This is a genomic window from Bradyrhizobium sp. HKCCYLRH3061, assembly GCF_051168015.1.
In the GTDB taxonomy this organism is placed as follows: Bacteria; Pseudomonadota; Alphaproteobacteria; order Rhizobiales; family Xanthobacteraceae; genus Bradyrhizobium.
This window is the reverse complement of sequence record NZ_JBNPUE010000017.1, coordinates 113,826-137,356: the sequence shown is the minus strand read 5'-3', so window position 1 is coordinate 137,356 and position 23,531 is coordinate 113,826. Positions and strand designations below refer to the sequence as shown.

28 protein-coding genes are annotated in these 23,531 nt (G+C 65.4%); 21 read left to right on the top strand and 7 right to left on the bottom strand.

Going from position 1 to position 23,531, the window contains the following annotated elements; genetic code table 11:
• Positions 1 to 7: 7 nt before the first annotated feature.
• Entirely contained in the window at positions 8 to 652 is a 645-nt protein-coding gene (locus ACQR2C_RS25200; protein ID WP_434882357.1) for a glutathione binding-like protein, read from the bottom strand.
• A 90-nt stretch (positions 653 to 742) separates the two neighbouring features.
• Between ACQR2C_RS25200 and ACQR2C_RS25195 the strand changes: the two genes are divergently transcribed.
• Complete coding sequence (locus ACQR2C_RS25195) at positions 743 to 1,405, top strand: TetR/AcrR family transcriptional regulator (protein WP_434882356.1); 663 nt, start codon at positions 743 to 745, stop codon at positions 1,403 to 1,405.
• Between the two features lie 4 nt (positions 1,406 to 1,409).
• Here the strand turns inward: ACQR2C_RS25195 and ACQR2C_RS25190 are convergent, their stop codons facing one another.
• Positions 1,410 to 2,375, bottom strand: a complete 966-nt coding sequence (locus ACQR2C_RS25190) for a 2-hydroxyacid dehydrogenase (RefSeq protein WP_434882355.1) — start codon at positions 2,373 to 2,375, stop codon at positions 1,410 to 1,412.
• 88 nt (positions 2,376 to 2,463) lie between these two features.
• Between ACQR2C_RS25190 and ACQR2C_RS25185 the strand changes: the two genes are divergently transcribed.
• The 5 genes from ACQR2C_RS25185 to ACQR2C_RS25165 all read left to right on the top strand — a co-directional run bounded on the left by ACQR2C_RS25185 (position 2,464) and on the right by ACQR2C_RS25165 (position 5,496).
• On the top strand, positions 2,464 to 2,799 hold the full coding sequence (locus tag ACQR2C_RS25185; RefSeq protein ID WP_434882354.1) for a hypothetical protein: 336 nt from the start codon (positions 2,464 to 2,466) through the stop codon (positions 2,797 to 2,799).
• A 99-nt stretch (positions 2,800 to 2,898) separates the two neighbouring features.
• On the top strand, positions 2,899 to 3,267 hold the full coding sequence (locus ACQR2C_RS25180; RefSeq protein WP_434882353.1) for a YciI family protein: 369 nt from the start codon (positions 2,899 to 2,901) through the stop codon (positions 3,265 to 3,267).
• Entirely contained in the window at positions 3,264 to 4,535 is a 1,272-nt protein-coding gene (locus tag ACQR2C_RS25175) for an RNA polymerase sigma factor (RefSeq protein WP_434882352.1), read from the top strand. The genes ACQR2C_RS25180 and ACQR2C_RS25175 overlap by 4 nt, the downstream gene beginning before the upstream one ends.
• A 97-nt stretch (positions 4,536 to 4,632) precedes the next feature.
• Complete coding sequence (locus ACQR2C_RS25170; protein ID WP_315802572.1) at positions 4,633 to 5,046, top strand: DoxX family protein; 414 nt, start codon at positions 4,633 to 4,635, stop codon at positions 5,044 to 5,046.
• A gap of 30 nt (positions 5,047 to 5,076) precedes the next feature.
• A complete protein-coding gene (locus ACQR2C_RS25165) occupies positions 5,077 to 5,496 on the top strand; it encodes a VOC family protein (protein WP_434882351.1) in 420 nt (139 codons plus the stop codon).
• 5 nt (positions 5,497 to 5,501) lie between these two features.
• Here the strand turns inward: ACQR2C_RS25165 and ACQR2C_RS25160 are convergent, their stop codons facing one another.
• Together ACQR2C_RS25160 and ACQR2C_RS25155 are read right to left on the bottom strand one after the other, a co-directional pair.
• Positions 5,502 to 5,948, bottom strand: a complete 447-nt coding sequence (locus tag ACQR2C_RS25160; RefSeq protein WP_315802574.1) for a hypothetical protein — start codon at positions 5,946 to 5,948, stop codon at positions 5,502 to 5,504.
• Between the two features lie 4 nt (positions 5,949 to 5,952).
• On the bottom strand, positions 5,953 to 6,750 hold the full coding sequence (locus ACQR2C_RS25155) for an SDR family NAD(P)-dependent oxidoreductase (protein ID WP_434882350.1): 798 nt from the start codon (positions 6,748 to 6,750) through the stop codon (positions 5,953 to 5,955).
• 941 nt (positions 6,751 to 7,691) lie between these two features.
• Here ACQR2C_RS25155 and ACQR2C_RS25150 point away from each other — a divergent pair.
• Positions 7,692 to 8,888, top strand: a complete 1,197-nt coding sequence (locus tag ACQR2C_RS25150; RefSeq protein WP_434882349.1) for a hypothetical protein — start codon at positions 7,692 to 7,694, stop codon at positions 8,886 to 8,888.
• 77 nt (positions 8,889 to 8,965) lie between these two features.
• On the opposite strand, the gene ACQR2C_RS25145 is transcribed toward ACQR2C_RS25150, so the two are convergent.
• Entirely contained in the window at positions 8,966 to 9,484 is a 519-nt protein-coding gene (locus ACQR2C_RS25145) for a winged helix-turn-helix transcriptional regulator (RefSeq protein ID WP_434882348.1), read from the bottom strand.
• Positions 9,485 to 9,589: 105 nt separating this feature from the next.
• Between ACQR2C_RS25145 and ACQR2C_RS25140 the strand changes: the two genes are divergently transcribed.
• From ACQR2C_RS25140 to ACQR2C_RS25120, 5 genes are all read left to right on the top strand, one after another.
• Complete coding sequence (locus ACQR2C_RS25140; protein ID WP_315802577.1) at positions 9,590 to 10,141, top strand: dihydrofolate reductase family protein; 552 nt, start codon at positions 9,590 to 9,592, stop codon at positions 10,139 to 10,141.
• Between the two features lie 180 nt (positions 10,142 to 10,321).
• On the top strand, positions 10,322 to 10,972 hold the full coding sequence (locus ACQR2C_RS25135; protein WP_315802578.1) for a glutathione S-transferase family protein: 651 nt from the start codon (positions 10,322 to 10,324) through the stop codon (positions 10,970 to 10,972).
• Between the two features lie 110 nt (positions 10,973 to 11,082).
• Entirely contained in the window at positions 11,083 to 11,496 is a 414-nt protein-coding gene (locus tag ACQR2C_RS25130) for a YciI family protein (protein ID WP_434882347.1), read from the top strand.
• A gap of 33 nt (positions 11,497 to 11,529) precedes the next feature.
• Positions 11,530 to 11,946, top strand: coding sequence for a YciI family protein (locus tag ACQR2C_RS25125; protein WP_434882346.1), 417 nt, complete (start codon positions 11,530 to 11,532; stop codon positions 11,944 to 11,946).
• A gap of 33 nt (positions 11,947 to 11,979) precedes the next feature.
• Positions 11,980 to 12,351, top strand: coding sequence for a hypothetical protein (locus ACQR2C_RS25120; RefSeq protein ID WP_316236994.1), 372 nt, complete (start codon positions 11,980 to 11,982; stop codon positions 12,349 to 12,351).
• Between the two features lie 111 nt (positions 12,352 to 12,462).
• Here ACQR2C_RS25120 and ACQR2C_RS25115 read toward each other — a convergent pair whose 3' ends face one another.
• Together ACQR2C_RS25115 and ACQR2C_RS25110 are read right to left on the bottom strand one after the other, a co-directional pair.
• A complete protein-coding gene (locus ACQR2C_RS25115) occupies positions 12,463 to 12,864 on the bottom strand; it encodes a DUF1398 domain-containing protein (protein ID WP_434882345.1) in 402 nt (133 codons plus the stop codon).
• A 29-nt stretch (positions 12,865 to 12,893) separates the two neighbouring features.
• Positions 12,894 to 13,346 carry a MarR family winged helix-turn-helix transcriptional regulator gene (locus ACQR2C_RS25110; protein ID WP_434882344.1) on the bottom strand — a complete coding sequence of 151 codons (453 nt, stop codon included), beginning with the start codon at positions 13,344 to 13,346 and terminating at the stop codon, positions 12,894 to 12,896.
• Positions 13,347 to 13,601: 255 nt separating this feature from the next.
• On the opposite strand from ACQR2C_RS25110, the gene ACQR2C_RS25105 reads away from it, so the two are divergent.
• The 9 genes from ACQR2C_RS25105 to pal all read left to right on the top strand — a co-directional run bounded on the left by ACQR2C_RS25105 (position 13,602) and on the right by pal (position 23,414).
• The gene (locus ACQR2C_RS25105) at positions 13,602 to 14,327 is read left to right on the top strand and encodes a TetR/AcrR family transcriptional regulator (RefSeq protein ID WP_315802584.1); all 726 of its coding nucleotides are present in this window, start codon (positions 13,602 to 13,604) and stop codon (positions 14,325 to 14,327) included.
• A 129-nt stretch (positions 14,328 to 14,456) separates the two neighbouring features.
• Positions 14,457 to 14,945: a DUF2852 domain-containing protein gene (locus ACQR2C_RS25100; RefSeq protein ID WP_315802585.1), complete on the top strand. Its 489-nt coding sequence runs from the start codon at positions 14,457 to 14,459 to the stop codon at positions 14,943 to 14,945.
• A 456-nt stretch (positions 14,946 to 15,401) separates the two neighbouring features.
• Complete coding sequence (gene tolQ, locus ACQR2C_RS25095) at positions 15,402 to 16,085, top strand: protein TolQ (RefSeq protein WP_315717584.1); 684 nt, start codon at positions 15,402 to 15,404, stop codon at positions 16,083 to 16,085.
• A 39-nt stretch (positions 16,086 to 16,124) separates the two neighbouring features.
• On the top strand, positions 16,125 to 16,604 hold the full coding sequence (locus tag ACQR2C_RS25090; RefSeq protein WP_315802586.1) for a biopolymer transporter ExbD: 480 nt from the start codon (positions 16,125 to 16,127) through the stop codon (positions 16,602 to 16,604).
• Entirely contained in the window at positions 16,601 to 17,635 is a 1,035-nt protein-coding gene (locus tag ACQR2C_RS25085) for a cell envelope integrity protein TolA (protein ID WP_316236992.1), read from the top strand. The genes ACQR2C_RS25090 and ACQR2C_RS25085 overlap by 4 nt, the downstream gene beginning before the upstream one ends.
• A 68-nt stretch (positions 17,636 to 17,703) precedes the next feature.
• Positions 17,704 to 18,978, top strand: a complete 1,275-nt coding sequence (gene tolB, locus ACQR2C_RS25080) for a Tol-Pal system beta propeller repeat protein TolB (RefSeq protein ID WP_315802857.1) — start codon at positions 17,704 to 17,706, stop codon at positions 18,976 to 18,978.
• Between the two features lie 247 nt (positions 18,979 to 19,225).
• A complete protein-coding gene (locus tag ACQR2C_RS25075; protein ID WP_315802588.1) occupies positions 19,226 to 21,565 on the top strand; it encodes a putative bifunctional diguanylate cyclase/phosphodiesterase in 2,340 nt (779 codons plus the stop codon).
• 352 nt (positions 21,566 to 21,917) lie between these two features.
• Positions 21,918 to 22,640 (top strand): N-acyl amino acid synthase FeeM domain-containing protein, encoded by a 723-nt coding sequence (locus tag ACQR2C_RS25070; RefSeq protein WP_315802589.1) that lies wholly within the window; start codon positions 21,918 to 21,920, stop codon positions 22,638 to 22,640.
• A gap of 279 nt (positions 22,641 to 22,919) precedes the next feature.
• On the top strand, positions 22,920 to 23,414 hold the full coding sequence (gene pal / locus ACQR2C_RS25065) for a peptidoglycan-associated lipoprotein Pal (protein ID WP_172133860.1): 495 nt from the start codon (positions 22,920 to 22,922) through the stop codon (positions 23,412 to 23,414).
• Positions 23,415 to 23,531: the final 117 nt, after the last annotated feature.

Sequence of the window (23,531 nt, the reverse complement as noted above, 5' to 3'; positions counted from 1 at the left end):
ATGCGGTTCACGCCGCCGCCTTGTGCCGCGCCAGTTCCGCCTTGTAGAGCTCGAACTCCTCGGCGATGGCGCGCGCGACCGACGGCCGTGCGCGCAGGCGCTCGTAGTAGGTCTTCACGGCGGGCCATTTCGCGAGCTGGACCGGCGGCGTCGCCATGGTCCAGTTGATCACGGTGACGAGATACGCGTCGGCGACCGTGAAATGATCGAGCAGATAGTCGCGATCCCGCAGGTGGTTGTCGAGATGATCGAGCCGCGACAGGTTCTTCTTCAGGACATGGGCCTTCATTTCCTCGGGCGCGGTCTTGTCGAGGATCGGAATGAACAGACCCTTGTGCAGCTCGGTGCCGATGAAGCACAGCCATTGATGCAGGCGGCTGCGGTCCATGCCGGGGCCGGTGCCGAGCTTCGCTTGCGGGAAGCGATCGGCGACATATTGCAGGATCGCGGCATTCTCGGTCAGCAGGTCGCCGTCATCGGTGCGGAGCGTCGGGACGAGCCCGAGCGGATTGACGGCGCGGAAATCGGAGCCGTCGTTGAGGACGATCTTGGTCTTGGGGTCGACCTCGAGATAGTTCGCCTTGGCGCCGGCTTCGTAGAGCGCGATGCGGGTGGCGAGCGAGCAGGCGAGCGGCGAGAAATACAGGTCCATGGACGTCTCCCTCGGGCTCCGGACCGGAGCATTGATTGATTTTTATACTGTCTCGCATAATATAAGGCCGGTCAAGGAATTTAGTACGAAATGGTACAAAAAAAGAAGGGGCCGCCGCAGGGCGACCCGCGCACCGATAAAGCGATCGAGCCGAAGCGGCGCGGCAGGCCGCGGGCGTATGAGCCGGATGTCGCGCTCGGCAAGGCGCTCGACCTGTTCCGGTCGACCGGTTTTGCGGCGACCTCGCTCGACGATCTCAGCGCCGCCACCGGCATGAACCGGCCAAGCCTCTACGGCGCGTTCGGCGACAAGCGCGAGCTCTACATCAAGAGCTATCAGCGCTATCGCGACAACGCGCGCGCCCTCATGGGCGACGTCTTCAGCAATGATTGGCCGGTGCGACGGCAGCTCGAGCAGATCTTCGCCACGGCGCTCGACATCTATCTTTCTGGCGAGGAGGGACCGCGCGGCTGCTTCACGGTGATGACGGCCGGCTCGGAGGCGGTTGCCGATCCCGACATCCGCGCCATGGTGCAGAACGCGTTGACCGAGCTCGACAAGGCCTTCGCGCACTGCTTCCGCCGCGCCAAGGAGAAGGGCGAGCTGCCGGCGGACGCCGACCCCGCCGTGCTGGCACGGCTGGCGTCGGCGACGATCCACTCGATCGCGGTCCGGGCGCGCGCGCGGGTGCCGCGTCAGGAGCTGGAGGCGATCGTCGCCGGCGCAATCGATATGATGATTGGCAAAAAATAGCGTTTCAATATCCCCTGACGCGATCGACCAGGTTGCGCAGCGCTCCGCCGGCCTCGAAGGTCGCGATCTGCTCGGCGACGTAGCGCGAGATTGCGTCGGCGTCGGTGTCGGCTGCGTTGTGCGGCGTCAGCACCACCTTCGGGTGGGTCCAGAACGGGCTGTCGGCCGGCAGCGGCTCCTGGCCGAACACATCGAGCGACACTGAACCGAGTGTATCGTCGTCGAGGCAGGCGAGGATGTCGGCCTCGTTCTGCAGCCCGCCGCGTCCGGCATTGATCAGGACGGGGGCGCCGAGCGGTGAGCTGCGCCGAAGCCGCGCGAACATCCTGCGATCCAGAATGCCGCGCGTATCCGGCGTCAGCGGCAGCAGCGACACCAGGATGTCGGTCCGCGCCAGGAACGCATCGAGCTGCGCCGCGCCGTGGAAGCATTCGATGCCGTCGGCCTGCTTGGCGCTGCGGCTCCAGCCGGCGACCTGGAAGCCCAGCCGCTTGAGCACCTCGGCCGCATCGATCCCGAGCGTGCCCAGTCCGAGAACGCCGACGCCGATCGCGGCCGCCGGCCACTGGTACTTCGGCGCCCAGCGCTTCACCCGCTGCGACTCGCGCAGATACAGCTCCTGGCGATGATGCATCAGCACGTGCATCACGACATATTCGGTCATCCGCGCCGTGAGATCGTCGACCGCCACGCGCGCCAGCGGCACGCTCGGCAGCGTCTTGTCGGCCATCAGCGCGTCGACGCCGGCGCCGAGGTTGAAGATCGCGCGCAGGTTCGGGAAGCCGGCGAGCTCGCCGGGCACCGGTTTCCAGACCGCCGCGTAATGCACGTCGGCCGGATCGAGGCCGGCATCGGGCAGCAGCACCACCGGGCGGTCGCCGCAGACATCGTCGAAACGCGCCTTCCAGCGCTGCGGCGACCAGTTGTCGGTGCCGCCATGGATCAGGAGCGCCAGCGCGCCTTTGGTCATCGGAGGGTCCTCGAGCTTATGTGACGCGTTCCACATACCAGATCGTGCGGGCAGGCCAATCTCCGGCCATCAACACGGAGACATCGCCATGCGCAAATTGCTTCTCGCCACTGCTCTCGTCATCGCATCCGCCTCGGCCCAAGTCCCGGCTCAGGCCCAGACCATCGACGTCGGCTCGATCCTGTCGGCCAACGGCATTTCCCTCGGCAAGGGCGGCGGTCAGCCGCAGTCCGGCAGTCAGCAGGGCGCCGCAGCCGGCCTGACGCAAGGTGCGGGCGGTCAAAGTGCCGCAGGGCAAGGTCAGGGCCAGGGTCAAGGTCAAGGCCAGTCGCAGCGCCAGGCCGGCCGAGCCAAGCAGCCGCGCGAGAGCGCGCAGGAAACGCGGGCGCGAAACATCGCGGCCAAGTACGGCATCTCCTGGTAGGCGGCTCGTTCCTGCAGGCGGAACCCGCGAAAATTCTTCGCGGGCCTGTCGGCCGGAGGCATACTCCGCCGTCTTGAAGACGAATGGAGATGCCTTCCGATGCTGTATGCGCTGCTCTGCTATCATGACGAGGATGTCGTCTGCACCTGGAGCAAGGACCAGGACGCCGCCGTCATGGCCAAGCTTGCCGTCGTGCAGGAGAAGCTCGCCAGGCAGGGGCGGCTCGGGCCGGTGGCGCGGCTGCTGCCGACCACGGCCGCGACGACCCTCCGGAAGGAGGATCCGCCGCTGGTCATCGACGGCCCCTATGCGGAGACCAAGGAGCAGCTGCTCGGCTTCTATCTCGTCGACTGCGCCAATCTCGACGAGGCGCTCGAGGTCGCGCGCGAACTCGGCGAGGCCAATCCCGGCGGCTCCTACGAGATTCGTCCCGTCGGTACCTTCCGGCCGGGTGGAGCGCTGGCATGACCGATGCGGCCTGGATCGATGCAGCCCTGACATCAGCGCGTCCCCAGGCCGTCGGCGCGCTGCTGCGCTATTTCCGAGACCTCGACACGGCCGAGGAGGCGTTCCAGAACGCCTGCCTGCGGGCACTGAAGAGCTGGCCGCAGAACGGGCCGCCGCGCGATCCTGCGGCCTGGCTGATCATGGTCGGACGCAACGCGGCCATCGACGACGTCCGGCGCGTCCGCCGCGAGCAGCCGCTGCCGGATGACGAGGCCATCTCCGATCTCGACGACGCTGAGAGTGCGCTCGCCGACCGGCTCGACGGCTCGCATTACCGCGACGACATCCTCCGCCTGCTGTTCATCTGCTGCCACAAGGAACTGCCGGCGACCCAGCAGATCGCGCTGGCGCTGCGTGTGGTCTCTGGGCTCACCGTGAAGCAGATCGCCCGTGCGTTTCTGGTCAGTGAGGCCGCGATGGAGCAGCGCATCACCCGGGCCAAGGCGCGCGTCGCCCAGGCCGACCTCCCGTTCGAGACGCCAGGGGCGGTGGAGCGGTCGGAGCGCCTGACCGCGGTCGCCGCCATGATCTACCTGATCTTCAACGAAGGCTATTCGGCCAGCGGCGAGACCGCAGCGCTGCGCCAGCCGCTGTCGGAGGAAGCCATCCGGCTGGCGCGGCTGCTGCTGCGCCTGTTTCCGGGCGAGCCGGAGATCATGGGACTGACGGCGCTGCTGCTGCTGCAACACGCGCGCAGCGCCGCCCGCTTCGATGCGGAGGGGACGCTGATCCTTCTCGACGACCAGGATCGTTCGCTGTGGAACCAGCCGATGATCGCGGAAGGCGTAGCTCTGATCGACAAGGCGATGCGCCATCGCCGCAGCGGACCGTATTTGATCCAGGCCGCGATCGCGGCGCTGCATTCGCGCGCCGCGCGCCCGGAGGACACCGACTGGACCCAGATCGACCTGCTCTATGGCGCGCTGGAAGTGGTGCAGCCCTCGCCGGTGGTGACGCTCAATCGCGCCGTTGCGGTGTCCAAGGTCCGCGGCGCCGAGGCGGCGCTCGACCTGATCGCGCCGCTCGAAGGGCGGCTCGCCAACTATTTCTATTTCTTCGGTGTGCGCGGCGCGCTGCTGATGCAGCTCGGGCGCACCGACGAGGCACGGACCGCCTTCGACCGCGCCATCGCGCTGGCGCACAGCTCGGCGGAGGCCGCGCATATCCGCATGCAGCTCGACCGGCTGATGCGCGACGGTGCGACGGCTCGGGCTCGGGTCGGCCAGTGAAATTCTGCCGAGATTCGATCTAAAATTCTGCACCGGGCTGTCGGTGGCACGCTCCTTCATTCGTCCTTGGAGCAGCATCACGGGGGAGGAGCTGCAGATGACGACGATCACCTTGGAAGAACCGGTCTCGCGCGCCGAATTGTGGAGCGGGCGCATCCTGAGCGGGCTGGTGACGCTGTTCCTGCTGTTCGACGGCGCGATCAAGCTCGTTCCTCTGCCGGTCGTCACAGAAACGCTGGACCAGATGGGCTATGGTGCAAGCGACGCCATGGCGCGTGCCCTCGGCCTCATCACGCTTCTCTGCACCGTGCTCTATATCCTGCCGCCGACATCGTTCGTTGGCGCGATCCTGCTGACAGGCTATCTCGGCGGCGCCATCGCCTCGCATGTCCGGATCGGCAGTCCGCTGTTCAGCCACGTTCTGTTCGGCCTCTATCTCGGGCTGATGCTGTGGGGCGGCTTGTGGCTTCGCGACCGCCGGCTGCGCGGACTGCTGCCGCTCTCGCGCTGACGAATGATCTTTCAACCAAGGAGGATGACGATGATCTGTCCCTATCTGACGTTCAACGGCGATTGCGAACAGGCGTTGAAACACTACGGCGAGGTGCTCGGCGCCAAGGTCGACATGATGATGCGCTATGGCGAGGCGCCGCCGGAGATGCCGTCCGCGCCGGAGCACAAGGACAGGGTCATGCATGTCCGCTTCTCGATCGGCGACGGCGTCCTGATGGCCTCGGATTCGCCGCCCGAATATTATCAAGGCAAGCCGCACGGAATCTCGGTTTCGCTCCAGATCGCAGACCCGGCCGAGGCCGAGCGCAAGTTCAACGCGCTGCTTGCAGGTGGTGCCGTCACCATGCCGTTCGGCAAGACCTTCTGGTCGAAGGGCTTCGGCATGGGCGTCGATCGCTTCGGCATTCCGTGGATGATCAATTCCCCGGCGGATGGCTACGCGGCGTGACGCCGCTAGCGGCAAGAGGCGTACATCGCCTTGAGCTCGCGCCCGCGCAACAGCAGAAGCCGCGACGTCAGGCCGCCGCGGCGCTCGATCCAGCCGCGCACCGGCCTGGGATAGGTCTGCAGCACCAGCTTGGAAGCCTCGGGTTCCGCATAGACGCGGCCGCGCCGGTCGACCGAGCGTGCGGCGTGGAAGCCGAGGGTGGCCCGCCGCGTCACGCAGATGCGGTCCTCGGGCACCACGCTGAGCACCAGCGTGCAGGCCGACAGGCAGGGCCCGTCGATGATGACCCGCTCGCCGGAGGCGCGCACCTTCTCGAACAGATCGAGGAACGGACCCACCTCGCCGCCGGGCGAGGAGATGATGCGGACGTCGGCGCGCGCCAGCATCGTCGCGATCCCCCACAGGACGGCCGCGAGCAGCAGGGTCAGGATGATGCGCATCCGGCTCGGCATCGTTTCATGTGTTCCTGCGTTGGCCGCGCAAGGTCGGCAATCCGATTCCCGCGGCATCGAAGCCGCCATCGACGGCCAGGATCTGTCCGGTGATATAGCTGGAGCGTTCGGAGCTGAGAAACAAGATGGCCTCGGCGAGCTCGTCCTCGAGGCCGTAACGATTGAGCGGAATGGCGTCGTGATAGTCGGCGCGGATCTCCGGCGTGTGCACGTCCTTGGCCATCGCGGTCTCCACCGGGCCCGGCGCCACCGCGTTGACGCGGATGCCGGCGGACGCGAGCTCGACCGCGAGCTGCTTGGTCAGATGCGCCAGTGCCGCCTTGCTGGTGCCGTAGGCGGAGCGCAGCGTGGAGGCGCGGACGGCCGAAATCGAGGTGATGTTGACGATGGTGCCGCCGTGCTCGCGCATCAGTGGCACCGCGGCGCGCGTGCACAGAAACGGCCCGGTCAGGTTGACGTCGAGGATGCGTTGCCAGTCGGCTTCGCTGGTTTCCATGATCGGGGCGAAGCGCGCCACGCCGGCATTGTTGACCAGCGCATCGAGACGACCGAAACGGCCGGCAACGCGCGCCAGCGCATCGGCGACCATCGCCGCGTCCGCGACGTCGCAATGCAGCGCGAGCGTTCGATCGGGGGATTTGAGTGCCGATGTGGCATCGTCGAGCAGCGTCTTCTCGATGTCGAGAAGCGCCACGCGCCAGCCCTCATGCAGAAATCTCTTTGCTGTCGCGAGCCCGATGCCGCGTGCCGCCCCGGTGATCAGGGCGACCTTGTCAGTCAGCGTCGTCGATGTTTCCGTCACGGGGGTCGACTCCTCGGGCCGGCAGTCCGGCTCTTCTCGTCCTTGAGTCCTAACATGCGCTGCGCGGATCGGCTGTGAAGGCCGTCACATCTGTCAGTGTACGTTCAATCCAGCTCCACGCGACGCGTATAGCCAGCGAAGTTCGTGGGCGTTGTCAAACAGCCAGGGGTAGCAGCGGGCACATCGGTTCGCGTTTTCGCGGTGTCAAAGCATCCGAGTCGTGCTCGCCTTGGTCTCCCTCCCGATCGGAGGGAGCAGGGAAGACCGGGAGCTCGCCGCCCCATGGCTCCCGGCGGGAAAAATGCACGGGGCAGGAACCACAAGGTTCTGCTGAGACATCACGGCCTCCCTGCGCGATGGTCTGACGGCTTCTACGCGCTCTCCCCGGGGACCGGCTGTCTTGCCCCCGTTTCCGCCACAATGCGTTCATGCATCGGACACGGCATCAGCATCGGGATGACAGGACCACACGATTTCGCCGTACGCGCCGCGTTGTTCGTCTGCGTGTCCTCATATGAGCATGATCTTGTCGGAAAGCTGTGGCGCAATGCGTGTCAACGGCCTCCGGTTCCGAATCATGCTCCACGCTGCAACATCGACGCGTCCACCGCATCCTGCTCCCCACGTTCGTGACGATCGCGAAACGTCCCTCTCGATCGGGAACAGGACGTGGCTAAAAGAGCGTGAATTCTGGAAAGGCGAAATAGAACTATCTTTACGGGTAGGACTGGACAAGGGTAATCGACTTGAAAGTCTTCACGAAAAGAGCTCCGTGGCACGGGCGGTGTCGCGGCCGCGCCACAGCCTGCCAAGGCGCATTCCCCCGTGGAATTGGACAGTCCCGCCGTCGGCTGATTTGCCCGTCGTCGGGTCGCTCTCGGACGTGTCCGGGACGAATCTGAACCGGTAGCGTAGAGTTTTAGAGTCTCGGTAGAATCGACATGGGCGATCTATTCATCAGCCGGCGAATCACTCTCGTCAGAACCACGGAGCTGCACGCTTCGTCGCACGGGTCGAATGGTCTGAGGCGCGGGTGCGGCGCGTTGCTGTTGTCGTGCATTGTCCTCGGGCTCGCGGCGTCCGGCGCCGCTGGAGCGGATGGCAGCGTTGCTGCGAAACCGGCAGAGACCGAGCAGGCCGCGCACGATGTCGCGCCGCCGCAGCAGCCGCAGACCGCGGAGCCCGAGACGGTGGGGCGGCCGTCGGACGTGCAGACGCCGGCTCCGAAGGTGGTCGTGCCATCGACCGAGCCTGCGAAGCCGGTCGCGGCTGAGCGCAAGGGCGACGCCAAGACCACGAAGAATCTGTCGGTGCCTCAGCGCGCGCTGCCGGCCGACGTCGCGCAGATGATCGGCCGCAAGATCTGGCTCAACGAGGCCGGGGGACGGCGCGACGCGATCACGTCGTGGAATGCGGGTGAAGAATTCGCCTCGCTGGGAATCGGGCATTTCATCTGGTACCCGGCCACCGCGAAGCCGCCGTATGAGGAGGGCTTTCCGGGGCTGATCGCATTTCTGCGCAAGGGCAAGACGCCGTTGCCTACATGGCTCGACAAGACGCCGACTCCGGCATGCCCCTGGACCAGCCGGGCCGACTTCAAGCGGAATTTCAACTCGCCGCAAATGCGGCAATTGCGGCAGTTCCTGCTCGACACGATTGCGGAGCAGACGCAGTTCCTGGTGGCGCGTGCGCAAGGCGCAATGGACAAGATCCTCGCCAACACGCCCGACAGCGCCGAACGCGAGCACATCGTCGCGCAGTATTCGCGAGTCGTCCGCGCCTCGAACGATCTCTATCCGCTGATCGACTACATCAACTTCAAGGGCGAGGGCACCAACCCATCCGAGACCGCCGTGGACAAGGAGACGGGCCAGCGCCAGGGCTGGGGTCTCAAGCAGGTGCTGCTCAAGATGAACGGAACCACGACCGAGTCCAAGGCCGTGCTCGCCGAATATTCCGACGCGGTGCAGGTCGTGCTGCAGCAGCGGGTGCGCAATCTACCCTCGAACCGCGTGTGGGAGGCGGGCTGGCTGCGTCGCGCCGAGACCTATCGCCGTCCGATCGCGCAACTCGAGCAGACCCCCGAGCGCGCGCCGCGCAGGTCGTCGCGTTACAGGGCCGACAACACGCGGTTCTGATGGGAGCATCGTTCCGGACGATCGAGGGGCGTGCGATCCGCGCGTCCCATGCGCGTGTCCGGCAAGTGAGCGTCTGATCACGACTTGCCCGAAGCGGCCTTCTTGTCGGCAACCACCTTCTCGTAAGCCGCCCTCAGCCGCTGACCGACGCTTGGCCCGGCCTTCCTGCGCCGTTTCGTGCCGAGATGAATCTCGCGCAGCTCATCCATGAACTCGGCCCACATCTTCGGCCCGCCTTCCATCAGCAGCCTGGCGCGGATGCCGAGCTCCTCTGAAACCGGCAGATTTTTGTAACCCCAGCCCGCCATCTGCGCGAGGATCGGCAGCAGCTCGATGCCCTGCTCGGTCAGGGAATAGATGCCTTTCTGCTTGTGGCTCGGATCGTCCTCGCGGCTGATGATGCCGGCGGCGAGCAGCGTCTTCAGCCGGTCGGCGAGAATGTTCGAGGAGATGCCTTCCTCCGAGCCGCCGAGCAGCTCGCGATAATGCCGGCGATTTCCGAACATCATGTCACGGATGATCAAGAGGCTCCATTTGTCGCCCACCACTTCGAGCGAAAGGTTGATCGGGCAGCCGGAACGCTGAAGGTCGGACATCGACGTCTCATTGGGAGGGATCGCATATAAACCGCTTGCAATATTGCACCGGTCTGGGCATTCTCCAACTGCTTGCAAAATGAAAGCAGTCAGGGAGGAGCGTCGATGGCGAGACTGGTGATGTGGAACATGATGACGCTGGACGGCATGGTTGCGGGCCCGAACGGCGACATCTCCTGGCACGAGGATGTGTGGGGCCCGGAGCTAGAGCAGATCTCCGAGACGCAGCTGCAGGAGGCGGGCGGATTGCTGTTCGGCCGGGTGACCTACGATCTGATGGCCGGCTATTGGCCGACGGAGAAGGGCGTGACCGCCGACTTCATGAACAGCATCCCCAAATATGTTGCCTCCCGCACGCTGTCTCGCCTGCCATGGTCGAACGCGCATCTGCTGGGTCCGCAGCTCGCGGCTGAGGTCGACAAGCTCAAGCAGGAGAATGCCAAGGACCTGTTCCTGTTCGGCAGCGCGGACCTCGCCTCGACGCTTGTGGCGTCCGACCTGATCGATGAGTTTCGAATCGCGATCAATCCGCGCGTGCTCGGTGCCGGACGCCCGCTGTTCAAGCCGGGTCAGGCCTTGAAGCTCCGCCTGATCGACAGCCGGGCGCTGTCCAACGGCGTCGTCATCGCGCGCTACGCCCCCGTCCGGGACGTGTGAATCCTATCTTGCGCCGCGTTCCGTGTCCCGGGCGAGCGCAGGTCTTTCAACTCACGCACCCGCCCGTCCAGCCCCTTACCTCAGCCCCCTCGAACAACGGGGCGCGGGAGCGCGCCGTCCTGCGGCCGCGCGTTCGGGACCAAACAACCTGTTCTCACCCCAACCTATCAGGAGCTTAAGATGTCCCTGACCCTTTACTATCATCCGCTGTCGTCGTTCTGCTGGAAGGTGCTGATCGCGCTGTATGAGAACGACGTTTCGTTCACGCCGAAGCTGATCAATCTCGGTGACGCGGATGAGCGCGCGGCGTTCTTGAAGCTGTGGCCGGTCGGCAAATTTCCCGTGCTGCGCGACGAGCAGCGCACGATTCCGGAATCGAGCATCATCATCGAATATCTCGACCAGCACTATGCGGGCGGGACGCGCTTCATTCCCGATGATCCCGATCTCGCCTTGCGGACACGTCTGCGCGATCGCTTTCTCGACCTTTATCTGCACATGCCGACGCAGACCGTCGTGTTCGACCGGCTGCGGCCGGCCGATGCCCGCGATCCGCTCGGCGTCGCCGACGCGCGAAGCCGGCTGCGCACGTCCTACGCGATGCTCGAGGCCGAGCTGCCGCCGCGTGGCTGGGCGATGGGCGACCCGTTCACCCTGGCGGATTGCGCGGCCCTGCCGGCGCTGTTCTACGCCGACAGAGTCGAGCCGCTGGGTGACGGGCTGCCTGGGGTCACAGCCTATCTCGACCGGCTCAAGGCGCGGCCATCCGTGGCGCGGGTGCTCGCAGAGGCCCAGCCTTATTTCCACATGTTCCCGCAAGAGGCGGGCTGAACCGGGAACCCGGTCAAAATAATCGCGAGGGCGTGTCGGCGGCGCCGGGACCGGATCGTCTTACTGATGCGGGCAGGGCAGTCCTGCCGCACGGCACCAGGAGAGAAGCCATGCGGTTCATGGTGATCGTGAAGGCGACCCGGGACACGGAAGCCGGAATCCTGCCGACCACCGAGGAGTTCGCGGCGATGGGCCGATTCAATGAGGAATTGGTCAAGGCCGGCATGATGGAGGCGGGCGAGGGCCTGCATCCGACCGCGAAGGGCGCGCGGATCGACTTCTCGAACGGGACGCCGAGCGTCGCGCGCGGTCCATTCGACCTCTCCGGCGATCTCGCCGCCGGTTTCTGGATGATCAAGGCCGGCTCGCTCGACCAGGTGATCGCGCACATGACGCGCGCGCCGTTCCCGAGCGGCCAGATCGAGATCCGGCAGGTCTATGCACCGGAGGATTTCGGCGAGACGTTCACATCCGAATTGCGCGAGCGGGTCGAACGGCTGCGTGCGCAGGCCGCCAAGGGCTGAACCGCGACCCTGATCAGGAGAGGAGAAACGCGGATGCGATTCATGATGCTGATGATCCCGCTCGGCTATGAGAGCGCGCCGCCCGACGTGGAGCTCGATCCCGAGCGGGTCAAGGCGATGATGCGCTACAACGAGGCGCTGAAGGAGGCTGGCGTGCTGATCACGCTGGAGGGCCTGCATCCGCCGTCGATGGGGGCGCGGGTCTCGTTCGCGGGCGGCAAGCCCGCGGTGACCGACGGCCCGTTCGCGGAGGCCAAGGAGGTGCTCGGCGGCTATTGGATGATCGAGGTCGCGTCGCGCGACCAGGCGATCGCCTGGGCCAGGCAGTGCCCGGCCGCGGACAACGAGATCATCGAGATTCGCCAGGTCCAGGAGATGGCGGACTTTTCCGAGGAGGTGCAGCAGGCCGCGGCCGGCTTCGCCGAGCTGCCGCATGCCGGCCGTGTCTGATCGATCCGTTTCACAGCAGGAGAGGGAAGTGCAATGAGCGACAACAGCAACACCTATCTCGCCGTCTTTCTCGGCAGCAAGACCAGTCCGGCCTCGAAAGCCTGGGAGGCGCTGTCCGAGACGGAGCGCAATGCCAGGGGACAGCAGGGCATGGCGGCCTGGCACGCCTGGGTCGACCAGCACAAGGACGCGATCCTCGCGATGGGCGGGCCGCTCGGCAAGACCAAGCGGGTCGACAAGGGCGGCGTCAACGACATCGCCAACGAAATGGGCGCGTTCACCGTGGTCCGCGCCGCGTCGCATGAGGATGCGGCGAAGATGTTCGTGAACCATCCGCATTTTGCGATCTTCCCGGGCGAGCGGGTCGAGATCATGCCGGTGCTGCCGATCCCGGGCGGCGGATAGTTGTCGGGCGCGAGGAGGCGCGGCTTTTGCCGCGCGCTCCTGTGGTCGACGCGCAGTACTAGGCGAGCCGGCATCCGCCTCGGTGCCGGTCCTGCTCCTGCTCGCACGTTCTCAAGCGGGAAAATGCTCGACATGCGTCTCGGCGGTGCGGCCGAAATAGACCACGCGGCGGCCGGCAAACGACACCAGGTAGCCGGCGCAGCCGGCGGCTTTCGCCTTCTCGCAGAAGGCCACGTAGTTGTAGTCGGCGGGATTTGCCTGCGCCCATCGCACCAGATGCGCGATCTCCCGGGCATCGAAGGCGGGCGCGACGCGTCCGGCTGACGGCTGCATCGCGAGCGTCGCATGGTCGCCGTCGGGCAAATAGCAGGTCTGGGTGTTGCAGCGATAGTCGACGGTGTAGCCCTCGAATCCGGCAGCCATCAGCCGGCCGACGATTTCCGGAAAGCTCAGGCTGCCATCGTGGGCCGCGTCGAGGCATGTCTTGGCAATGGAAATCCGGTCCGTGTCCATATCGGCGTCCTTCGATGAATTGAGTGCGTTCAGTCCAATGGGATCGTCTTGAGGCCGCGTCTTTCGGCGAGTGCCTTCAGCAGGCGCTCGAGCGTGTGGTGCTCGCTTTTGCTGAGCACGCCGAAATAGGCTGCGTCATTCGCGTCGGCCAGCGCGGCAAGCACGGGCACCTTGAACCGTCCCTCGGCCGTCAAGGCGAGGCGGTGCCCGCGCCTGTCTTCCGGGTTCTCCGTGCGCGCGATCAGGCCTTTGCTCAGAAGCCGATCCGCAAGCTTGCTGACGGCCCCCCGGGTCAGGCCCATCCGCTGCGCCAGAACGGAGGGCGGGATCGGGCCTTGATCGTAGAGCGCCCGCATGAACGACCATTCCGCAACCGTGACCCCCTCGGCCGCGACCTTCCGCGCGAATTCCTGCGACACCGCGTTCGACACCATCCGCATCCAGAAGCCGGTATGGTCAGTCAGGTCCGAGACGGGGGTCATGTGATCGCCATGTGGTTGACAAGGAAACTAAATGGATTTGGTTTCCTAGTCAACTATATTTGGGCAGGCTTGCGCGCTGCCGGAACGCCGGGGGCCGGCCGCAGGACTGCGGACAGCCGCAGGCGCCTGAGCAAGTTCATCGACGCCGCGGACCGGGACGGAAGCGCTCCGTCACTCTCGGCGGTGGTCGGCGACTGTTGGCACGTTCGAAAGTCTCTGGCGTCTTTTCGTCCGGCTCATGTAAAAGCCCTTCACATGAGCTGGCGCAAGGAGCAGCGCCGCGCCGAGCGCGGCTATCATCACGGCAACCTCAAGGAGGCGCTGCTGCAGGCGGCGCTCGACCTGATCGCGCAGAAGGGGGCTGCCGGCTTCACCTTTGCCGATGCCGCCCGCATGGCCGGCGTCAGCCCGGCCGCGCCGTACCGGCATTTCCGTGACCGCGACGAACTGCTGTCGAGCATCGCCCAGCGCGGCTTCGAGCAGTTCGAATCCCAGCTCTCTGCGGCGTGGGACGATGGCCGCCCCGATACCGTTACGGCGTTCGAGCGCGTCGGCAAGGCCTATCTCGCTTTCGCCCGCGCGGAGCCAGCGTTCTATTCGGCGATGTTCGAATCCGGTGTGCCGGCCGACTCCACGGCGGGCCTGCTGGCGGCCGGCGAGCGGGCGTTCGGCGTGATCCGCGCCGCGGCCGAGCGGCTGGCGGCGCTGGCGCCGCCTGGCGTGCCGCGGCCACCGGCGATGATGATGGCGCTGCACATCTGGTCGATGGCGCACGGCATCGCCTCGCTGTTCGCCCGTGGCGACGCCGCCCGGCGCAAGCTGCCGATGTCGCCCGAGGAGCTGCTGGAAGCCGAGGTGCTGATCTATCTGCGTGGGCTCGGCTTCCCCACCGATCGCCGGCCTGCCGGGTCCTCCGCCGCCGAGCCGCCGCCGCTGCCGGACGACGACAAGCCGGCCGGGCCCTGGGGCCGCCCGAAATAAGGTTCAAAGACGAGCGAGAAATAATTCGGGCGGCGCGTCAGGCGGTCGCCTTGACAAAATCCCGGGTTGGTTTAGCTATGTAAATGTTATTTACATTCACACGGCATGGCGCCGCGAATGGAGAGGGAGATGGCCTACACCGCAGATGTCAATCGTTGGCGCGGTTCGGAGGAGGAGCAGAGGTACCGGCCCCATATGATGGAGTCGCCCTGGCATCCCGGCTGGATCGCCGTGACCGTGCTCGGCTTCATCATCTGGTGGCCGATCGGACTTGCCCTTCTCTTTTTCACACTCGGGAGCAGAAAGATGGCGTGCTGGAACGGCGGTGATCGCTGGTCGAACAAGATGGAGCGGATGCAGTGGAAGATGGACCGCATGCGCGACAAGATGGAGCGCCGCGGCTTCGGCTTCGGGTTCTCGGCGCCGTCGTCGAGCGGCAACCGCGCCTTCGATGAATACCGCATGGAGACCCTGCGCCGGCTCGAGGAGGAGCAGCAGGAGTTCCGCGACTTCCTGACCCGGTTGCGCCACGCCAAGGACAAGGAAGAGTTCGACGCGTTCATGGCCCAGCACAAGCCGCGTCCGGCGACCCCGCCGAACGACCAGCCCTCGAGCTGATCGCCCCTCACCCTGACGCCGCAGGGCTTTCAGCCCCCGCCCTGACGGCACAAGACGCCCGCCTGCGGTTCCCCGCCGGCGGGCGTTTCGCGTTTCCCGTTACCGTCCGGCTGCGGCGGCTGGCTGCTGCCGACGCCGGCCAAAATGGTCAAGCGGCTGATCACAAAGGCTCTATCTGGCTGGTCCGGCTGGACCTTTGACCTCCGCAATACTCCGCGGTAACCCCGCCTTAACCCCGGACGGGGTTTGGTTAAGGGGCGCTTACGCGCGCCAAGAGCCCTTGTTTTGACACGTTGGCAGAGGAAGCAGGCCGCTTATGGCTTCGGCGGGCCTCTTAAAGCGATCAGTTCAGGGTTTTCTCGCGCAGGCGCTTTCCGCCGCGACAGCATCCGGCATGGAACGGCGGCTGCATGGTCCCGGGCGTCCCGGGATGATTGGTTGAGAGGATACTTGCAGATGTCTGTCGATAGCGGCGGCCTGTCCCTGATCGATCTGTTCGGCAATGCCGGCTGGGTGGTCCGGATCATCATGCTCGGCCTGATCTCCTGCTCGATCTGGGTCTGGGCGATCGCGATCGACAAGATGTTCCTGTTTTCACGCACCCGCCGCTCGATGGACCGGTTCGAGCAGGCCTTCTGGTCCGGGGAATCGATCGAGGAGCTGTACCGGGTGCTGTCGGCGAAGCCGACGCAATCCATGGCGGCGTGCTTCGTGGCGGCGATGCGGGAGTGGAAGCGCTCGTTCGAGGGCCATGCGCGCTCCTTCGCCGGCCTGCAGATGCGCATCGAGAAGGTGATGAACGTCTCGATCGCGCGCGAGGTCGAGCGGCTGGAACGCCGTCTCCTGGTGCTCGCCACGGTCGGCTCCGCCGGCCCGTTCGTCGGCCTGTTCGGCACGGTCTGGGGCATCATGACCAGCTTCCAGGCGATCGCGGCCTCCAAGAACACCTCGCTGGCGGTGGTCGCCCCGGGCATCGCGGAGGCGCTGTTCGCCACCGCCATCGGCCTGATCGCGGCCATCCCGGCGACGATTTTCTACAACAAGTTCTCTTCGGAGGTGAACCGGCAGGCGCAGCGGCTGGAAGGCTTCGCAGATGAATTTTCCGCCATCTTGTCCCGTCAGATCGACGAGCGGGGATGAGGGCAGGTATAGTGGCATCCGGATCGTGAGTACCACAGCATGGGCATGAGCATGGGCAGCGCGTCCGGCGGCAGTGGTCGCCGCGGTCGGCGCAAGGCGGCCGTGATGGCGGAGATCAACGTCACGCCGATGGTCGACGTCATGCTGGTGCTGCTGATCATCTTCATGGTCGCAGCGCCGCTGCTCACCGTCAACATCCAGGTCGACCTGCCCCAGGCGCAAGGCGGCTCGGCCTCGACGGCCGACGCCAAGCCGCCGCTCGAGGTGACCGTGAAGAAGACCGGCGGCGGCTGCGCGTCCAAGGTCGACGTGTATCTCGGCGACTCGCCGATCGCGATCAACGAGCTCGGGCCGAAGATCAAGGCGATGAAGGATGCGGGCGCCGGCGGCGCCGACAACGTCGTCAAGATCCGCGGCGACCGTGACGCCTGCTACTCCGACATGATGAAGGTGCTGGGACTGGCGCGCGACGCCGGCTATCGCGCCAGCATCGTCGTGCTGCCGGATCAGGGCTCATGACGTCGAAAGACCTCATCCGGTTCGTGCGCACGCGCAAGGGGACGGTGCTGTCCGTCGCCCTGCACGTGCTCGTGCTGTGCTGGGGTCTGTTCAGCTTCTCCGCGCGCTCGATGGTGGCGCCGCCGGAGGACCTGGTGCCGGTCGACGTGATCTCGGAGGACAACAGCTCGAAGGCCAAGGCCGGCGCCCTGACCGGCAAGAAGGAAGCCCAGAAGCTGCTGGCCGACAAGATCGGCGAGAAGAAGCCGACCGAGGACATCGTCGGCAAGGTCGATACCAAGCAGGTCACCGAGACCGATGCTGCGCCCGAGCAGCTGCCGAAGCCGGAGAAGCCGGTCGAGAAGAAGCCCGAGCCGCCGAAGCCGGTCGAGAAGCAGCCGGACACGCCGAAGCCCGTCGCCGAGAAGAAGCCGGAGCCGCCGAAGCCCGCGCCGGCCGAGAAGCCGAAGCCGGAAGAGAAGAAGCCGGATCCGTTCAATCCGGACCAGATCGCCAGCATGCTCAACAAGGACAAGGCGAAGCATCCGCCGAAGCCGCAGCAGGCCGCCGCGGCGCCGCCGGAGCCGCCCAAGCACAAGAGCGAGCGCAAGTTCGACGCCGAGAAGATGGCGAGCCTGATCAATCAGAAGGACCCGACGCGCCAGGCCGTGACGGGTTCGGAGCTGAATGCCAACGCCGCGCTCGGCGCTGTTCATGGCACGGCGGAGAGCAATGTCGCGAGCTGGCAGGCCGCCTTCCAGGAGGCGGTCACGCGCTGCTTCACGACGCCTTATAACGGCGTCGATGAAGACAAGATCGAAGTCGATATCGACATCCAACTCCGTCCCGACGGCTCGCTGGCCGCCGTCCCCTCGGTCGCGGGAACGCGAGGGCCGCCGCGGGTGAGCGCGGCGATGGCGGATAGCGCGAAGCGTGCGGTCGAGAACTGCGCGCCCTACGCGTTTCTGCCGAAGAACCGGTACAATGAGTGGAAGTTGATCCCGACGACATTCAATCTCAAAATGATGAATTCGATGCGAGGCCGAACTTGACGACACCTCCAACGCGCAAGACTGGATTCACCACGCGGCGCCAGGTTCTGCTGGCCGGAGGAGCCGCGATGGCGGCGTGGGGCGCGGGACCCGCCTTCGCTCAGCAGCGTCTGCAGATCAATCCCGGCGAGTTCAAGCCGATCCCGATCGCGATTCCGCCGTTCGTTCCCGGCGGTGCGGGCGATGCCGATGTCGGCAACGGCATCGCGCAGGTGATCACGAACAATCTGAAGCGCAGCGGCCTGTTCGCGCCGGTCGACCCGGCTGCGTTTCCCGAGCGCATCAGCAATTTCGAGGCGCCGCCGCAGTTCGCCAGCTGGAAGCCGCTCAACCTCACCGGGCTCGTGACCGGTCGCGCGACGCGGCAGCCGGACGGGCGCCTGAAGGCCGAGTTTCGGCTGTGGGACCCGAACTCAGGCCAGCAGCTCACCGGGCAGCAATATGTGACGGCGCCGGAGTATTGGCGGCGCATCGCCCATATCATCTCCGATCAGATCTACACGCAGATGACCGGCGAGAAGGGCTATTTCGACAGCCGCGTGGTGTTCGTCGACGAGAGCGGGCCGTCGGAGCGGCGCGTCAAGCGGCTGGCGCTGATGGATCAGGACGGCGCCAACGTCCGCTATCTGACCCGCGGCGCCGACCTCGTGCTGACGCCGCGATTCTCGCCGTCGAGCCAGGAAATCACCTACATGGAGTTCGGGCAGGGCGACCCGCGGGTTTATCTGTTCAACATCGAGACCGGCCAGCGCGAGATCGTCGGCAACTTCCCGGGCATGTCGTTCTCGCCGCGGTTCTCGCCGGACGGCCAGCGCATCATCCTCAGCCTGCAGCAGGGCGGCAACTCCAACCTGTTCGTGATGGACCTGCGCTCGCGCACGACGACGCGTCTCACCGACACGCCGGCGATCGACACCTCGCCGTGCTACTCGCCGGACGGCAGCCAGATCTGCTTCGAGAGCGATCGCGGCGGCAAGCCGCAGATCTATGTGATGGCCTCCAGTGGCGGCGCCGCGCAGCGCATCTCGTTCGGCGAGGGCAGCTACTCGACGCCGGTGTGGTCGCCGCGCGGCGACTACATCGCGTTCACCAAGCAGGGTGGCGGCCAGTTCGCGATCGGCATCATGAAGACGGATGGCTCGGGCGAGCGCATCCTCACCGCCGGCTTCCACAACGAAGGGCCGACCTTCTCGCCCAACGGCCGCGTGCTGATGTTCTTCCGTGACCCCGGCGGCACCGCCGGCCCGTCGCTGTATTCGATCGACGTCTCCGGCCGCTTCGAGCAGAAGGTGCCGACGCCGGGCTTCGCCTCGGATCCGGCCTGGTCGCCGCTGCTGTCGTGACGGCGAGCGAGCCTCTGGGCCCGCTCACGTCGTGGTGGACGCGATTTTTCGAGTCGCGCGATGCGTGTTCCCGTAAAATATGGAACCATTCGTTGCAGCAGCCGGGTAGTGTTTGCCTAGTTGGCTGAATTTTCGAGCGAATCCGAGCACTTCGCGAGTGCGGAAACGCTCTGCTAACGATGTTCCCTCAGAAAGACTTCACCTGCGAACGGTAATGTTGCGCACCGAACAGGACGCGTGCGCACGAATGCAGCTTGCCACTCAGAACGGAGAAGACGATCGAAAGTTGTCGCCTGCGATCCAGGCGGCTCTCGTCGACTCCCTCTTCCAGGATCCCGGCCCGATGTTCGCCGGCGCACTCTGCGCCGCCGTCGCCGCCGTCATGACCGCGATCAAGAGCGGCGACGTCAATCTGTGGCCGTGTGCCGCGATGCTGATCATCGCAGGAGCGTTCCGCTCGCTCGACATGCGCTACTATCGGAGCCTGTGCGACGCCGGCCGCCTCACGCAGACGGCGGTCGAGCGCTGGGAGGTTCGCTATCAGATCGGCGCCATGATCTATGCGCTGGTGCTCGGCATTTGGTGCGTGGTCGCCCTGGTCGACAACAGCGACCCGGTGGTGCACCTGATCGCGATCACGGTGACGCTCTGCTACATGTCGGCGGGCGCAGGCCGGACCTACGGGCGGCCCTGGATCTTCCACGTCCAGATCCTGCTCGCCTGCGGACCGCTCGCAGTGGCTCTCGCGATCCACGGCAGCCCTTATTACCTGGGCATGGCGGCGTTCTGCGTCCTGTTCTTCGTATCGCTGAAGCACATCTCGACCAACCTGCAACGGATCTTCGTCCAGGCCTTTGTGGCGCGCGAAAGCGAGGCTGCACTGGCCAAGCAGTTCGATACGGCCCTGAACAACATGCCGCACGGCCTGTGCATGTTCCGCTCCGACGGGCGTCTGGCCGTGATGAACCATCGCTTCGGCCAAATGATGAACCTGCCGGATGACATCCTGCAGCGTGGCGGCAAGGCGGCCGACATCATCAACGCCTGCGTGATCGCAGGCTCGATCTCCGCTTCGAGCGGCCGGCTGATCCTGGCCGAGATCGAGCACACCAAGACCCATAATGTCATCACGAGCGATCCCGACGTCGCGCGCGACCGGTCGCTGTCCTGGACCTTCCAGCCGATGGCCGACGGCGGCGCCGTGGTCCTGCTCGAGGACATCACCGAGCGGCGGCATGCCGAGGCGCGCATCTCGCATCTGGCGCGCTACGACGAGCTCACGACCTTGCCGAACCGCGTCAGCTTCCGCGACGAGATCGAACGGCTGCTCAGGATTCCGCAGCGGCACGGCGAACTGTCCGCGCTGCTGTTCGTCGATCTCGACCGCTTCAAGCAGGTCAACGACACGCTCGGCCACCCCTGCGGCGATCAACTGCTCTGCGCGGTCTCCGAGCGGCTGCGCGACATGCTGCGTCCGGAAGATTTCGTTGCGCGCTTCGGCGGCGACGAGTTCGTGGTGTTCCAGCGCAACATCCGCTCCAACGACGACGCCGCGATGCTGGCGCGCCGGATCGTCGACCAGCTCAGCGAGCGCTACAAGATCGACAATCACTTGGTCGAGATCGGCGCCAGCGTCGGCATCGCGATGACCGCGCCGGGGATCAGCGCCGACACCCTGCTGAAGAATGCCGACATGGCGCTGTACCGCGCCAAGGCGGAGGGACGTGGCACCTTCTGCTTCTTCCGCGACGAGCTCGCCCAGACGGTGGAAGCACGCCGCATCCTCGAGCTCGACCTGCGCAAGGCGCTGGCGAACGAGGAGTTCGAGCTGTTCTACCAGCCGCTGGTCAACCTGAAGTCCGGCAAGATCTCCACCTGCGAGGCGCTGCTGCGCTGGAACCACCCGGTGCGCGGCACGGTCTCGCCGGTCGACATCATTCCCGTCGCCGAGGACATGGGCCTGATCGTCGATCTCGGCCGCTGGATCCTGCGCAAGGCCTGCCTGGAATGCATGAAATGGCCGGATGCGGTCAGCGTCGCCGTCAACTTCTCGCCGCAGCAGTTCCATCAGCGCGATGTGCTCAGTGAGGTCCGCTACGCGCTGGAAGTGTCCGGGCTGCCGCCGCATCGGCTCGAGATCGAGATCACCGAATCCTCGCTGTTGCGCAACACCCAGCTCACCCACGATGTGCTGTCGCAGCTGCACATGCTCGGGGTCCGCATTTCGCTCGACGATTTCGGCACCGGCTATTCCAGCCTCAGCTATTTGCACAACTTCCCGTTGGAGAAGGTCAAGATCGATCGCTCTTTCCTCGAAGGCATCGACAGCGATCGGCCGCTGACTCTGTTGCGCGGTGTCGCAAGATTGTCCGCCGATCTCGGCATGTCGGTGGTGGTGGAGGGCATCGAGACCAACGAGCAGCTCGAACTGGTCAGCGCCGACGGCACGGTCACCGAAGCGCAGGGCTATCTGTTCAGCCGGCCCGTCCCCGCAATCCGCATCCGGCAGCTCCTGAATGCATCGCATGGGCGCCGTTCGAGCGACGGGGCGATCGCGGCCGCCGGCGGGACACGTTCGATCGCTTGATCGCTCGACCTCCGCCTTGATGCGGAGGTGCCGCGAAGATCGACCAGTGGAGGCGAGCCCTGTGCGCTGCATCCCGCCGGTCCGAGCATGGCTCGTATGTGAATGGCGATGTGACAACCCCACGTCGCATCATTCGGAAACATTGCACGTGTATGCCAAGCGAATCCGTTTCGATTTGACACGCAAGTGATCCGAAGCAATCCGTCCAGCACTGCATCCAATCCCGTAAGTCACGGTTAAGTCTCCGGGATTCTACGTGCCGTTAACTTTGTACCGCCGAAAGCTTTGCGTCGGCATTAACCCGCTGTTAAGCTCATACTGCTCGTAGGAGTTGTGTGAAAAGGGGTTGCGGATGAAGTCGGCGGCTAGAGTGAGTGCCGTTGCTGAACAGAAGTCGGATGTGCTGGAGAACGTGGATTATCGACTGGCGCTGACTGCTGAGGACAAGGACGAGATCTATCGGCTGCGCTACCGCGCCTATCTGCGTGAAGGCGCCATCCTGCCGTCGCCCAGCGAACGCGTCAGCGACGAATATGATGATCTTCCCAACAGCTTCATCTTCGGCGTCTACGTCAATGGCGAGCTCTACAGCTCGATCCGCATCAGCGTGCTGAACTCGCAATGGCGCCGATCGCTGTCCTCGGACATGTTCGCCGACCTGCTGCATCCCGAGCTCGATCGCGGCAAGGTCATCATCGACCCGACACGGTTCGTCGCCGACCATGAGAAGGCGCGGCTGTTTCCGGCGCTTCCCTATGTGACCGTCCGGCTCGGCTACGTCGCCTGCGCCCATTTCAACGCGGATATCGGTCTCGCCAACGTGCGCCCGGAACATCGCGCCTTCTACAAGAAAGTGTTCCTGCAGGAACCATGGGGTGAGCCGCGGCTCTACTCCGGCCTCACCAAGCCGGTCGGCCTGGTGGCGGCGCATTATCCGTCGATCCGCGATCGCGTGTTCCAGCGCTTTCCGTTCATGCGATCCAGCGCGTTCGAACGGCGGATGCTGTTCGATCGTCCCGCGCCGGACGCCTTCACTGATTCGTTCAGGATTCAGGCGGTCGCGAAGGCCGGCTGATCATCGGCCGATATCGGGGCCGGTTCGGCCGTCCGGCCGGTTCACACCGTGGCGCTGATGCAAAAATCAGCGAAAAAGCGCCCTGCTGCAGGCGCTGAGCGGCTTGCCTTCACCCTGGCGCCACATTTACAACCCATTAACCATCGCGGTCGCTTTTCGGGTTTCGTTAGCATTTGACGGGGTTCGGCAAGACCCCATCAAGGTTGACGGAACGTTCGCTTAACCATCGCCCTGTAGACCGGATGGCAGTCTAAGAACGTGAGCGTGGAGGCTCCGGGAATGAAATATCAGATGCGTATCCTCCAGGGATTGAAGTTGGCCGCCGTGCTGGCCGTGGCGCTGTCGATGGGCGCCTGCGCCAACAAGAATCTCACCGGGGCCGACGGGGCGATGGCCAGCGCTGCGACTCCAGGCAGCCAGCAGGACTTCGTCGTGAATGTCGGCGATCGCGTCTTCTTCGAGAGCGATCAGACCGATCTCACGCCGCAGGCGATCGCGACCCTGGAGAAGCAGGCTCAGTGGCTGCAGAGCTATCCGCGCTACTCCTTCACGATCGAGGGCCATGCCGACGAGCGCGGCACCCGCGAGTACAACATCGCGCTGGGCGCGCGGCGCGCGCAGTCGGTCCGCAACTTCCTGGCGTCGCGCGGCATCGACCAGGGCCGCATGCGCACGATCTCCTACGGCAAGGAGCGGCCGGTGGCGGTCTGTAACGACATCTCGTGCTGGTCGCAGAACCGCCGTGCGGTGACGGTCCTGAACGCCAGTTCATAAAGCTGAACGAATCCGTTGCTGATGAAGCCGGCGTCGCCCATCGACGCCGGCTTCGTCGTTTCTGGTCGGCGGGTCTCGTCCGGACTTGGTCTTGTCTTCGCTTGAACGTCATTTGTA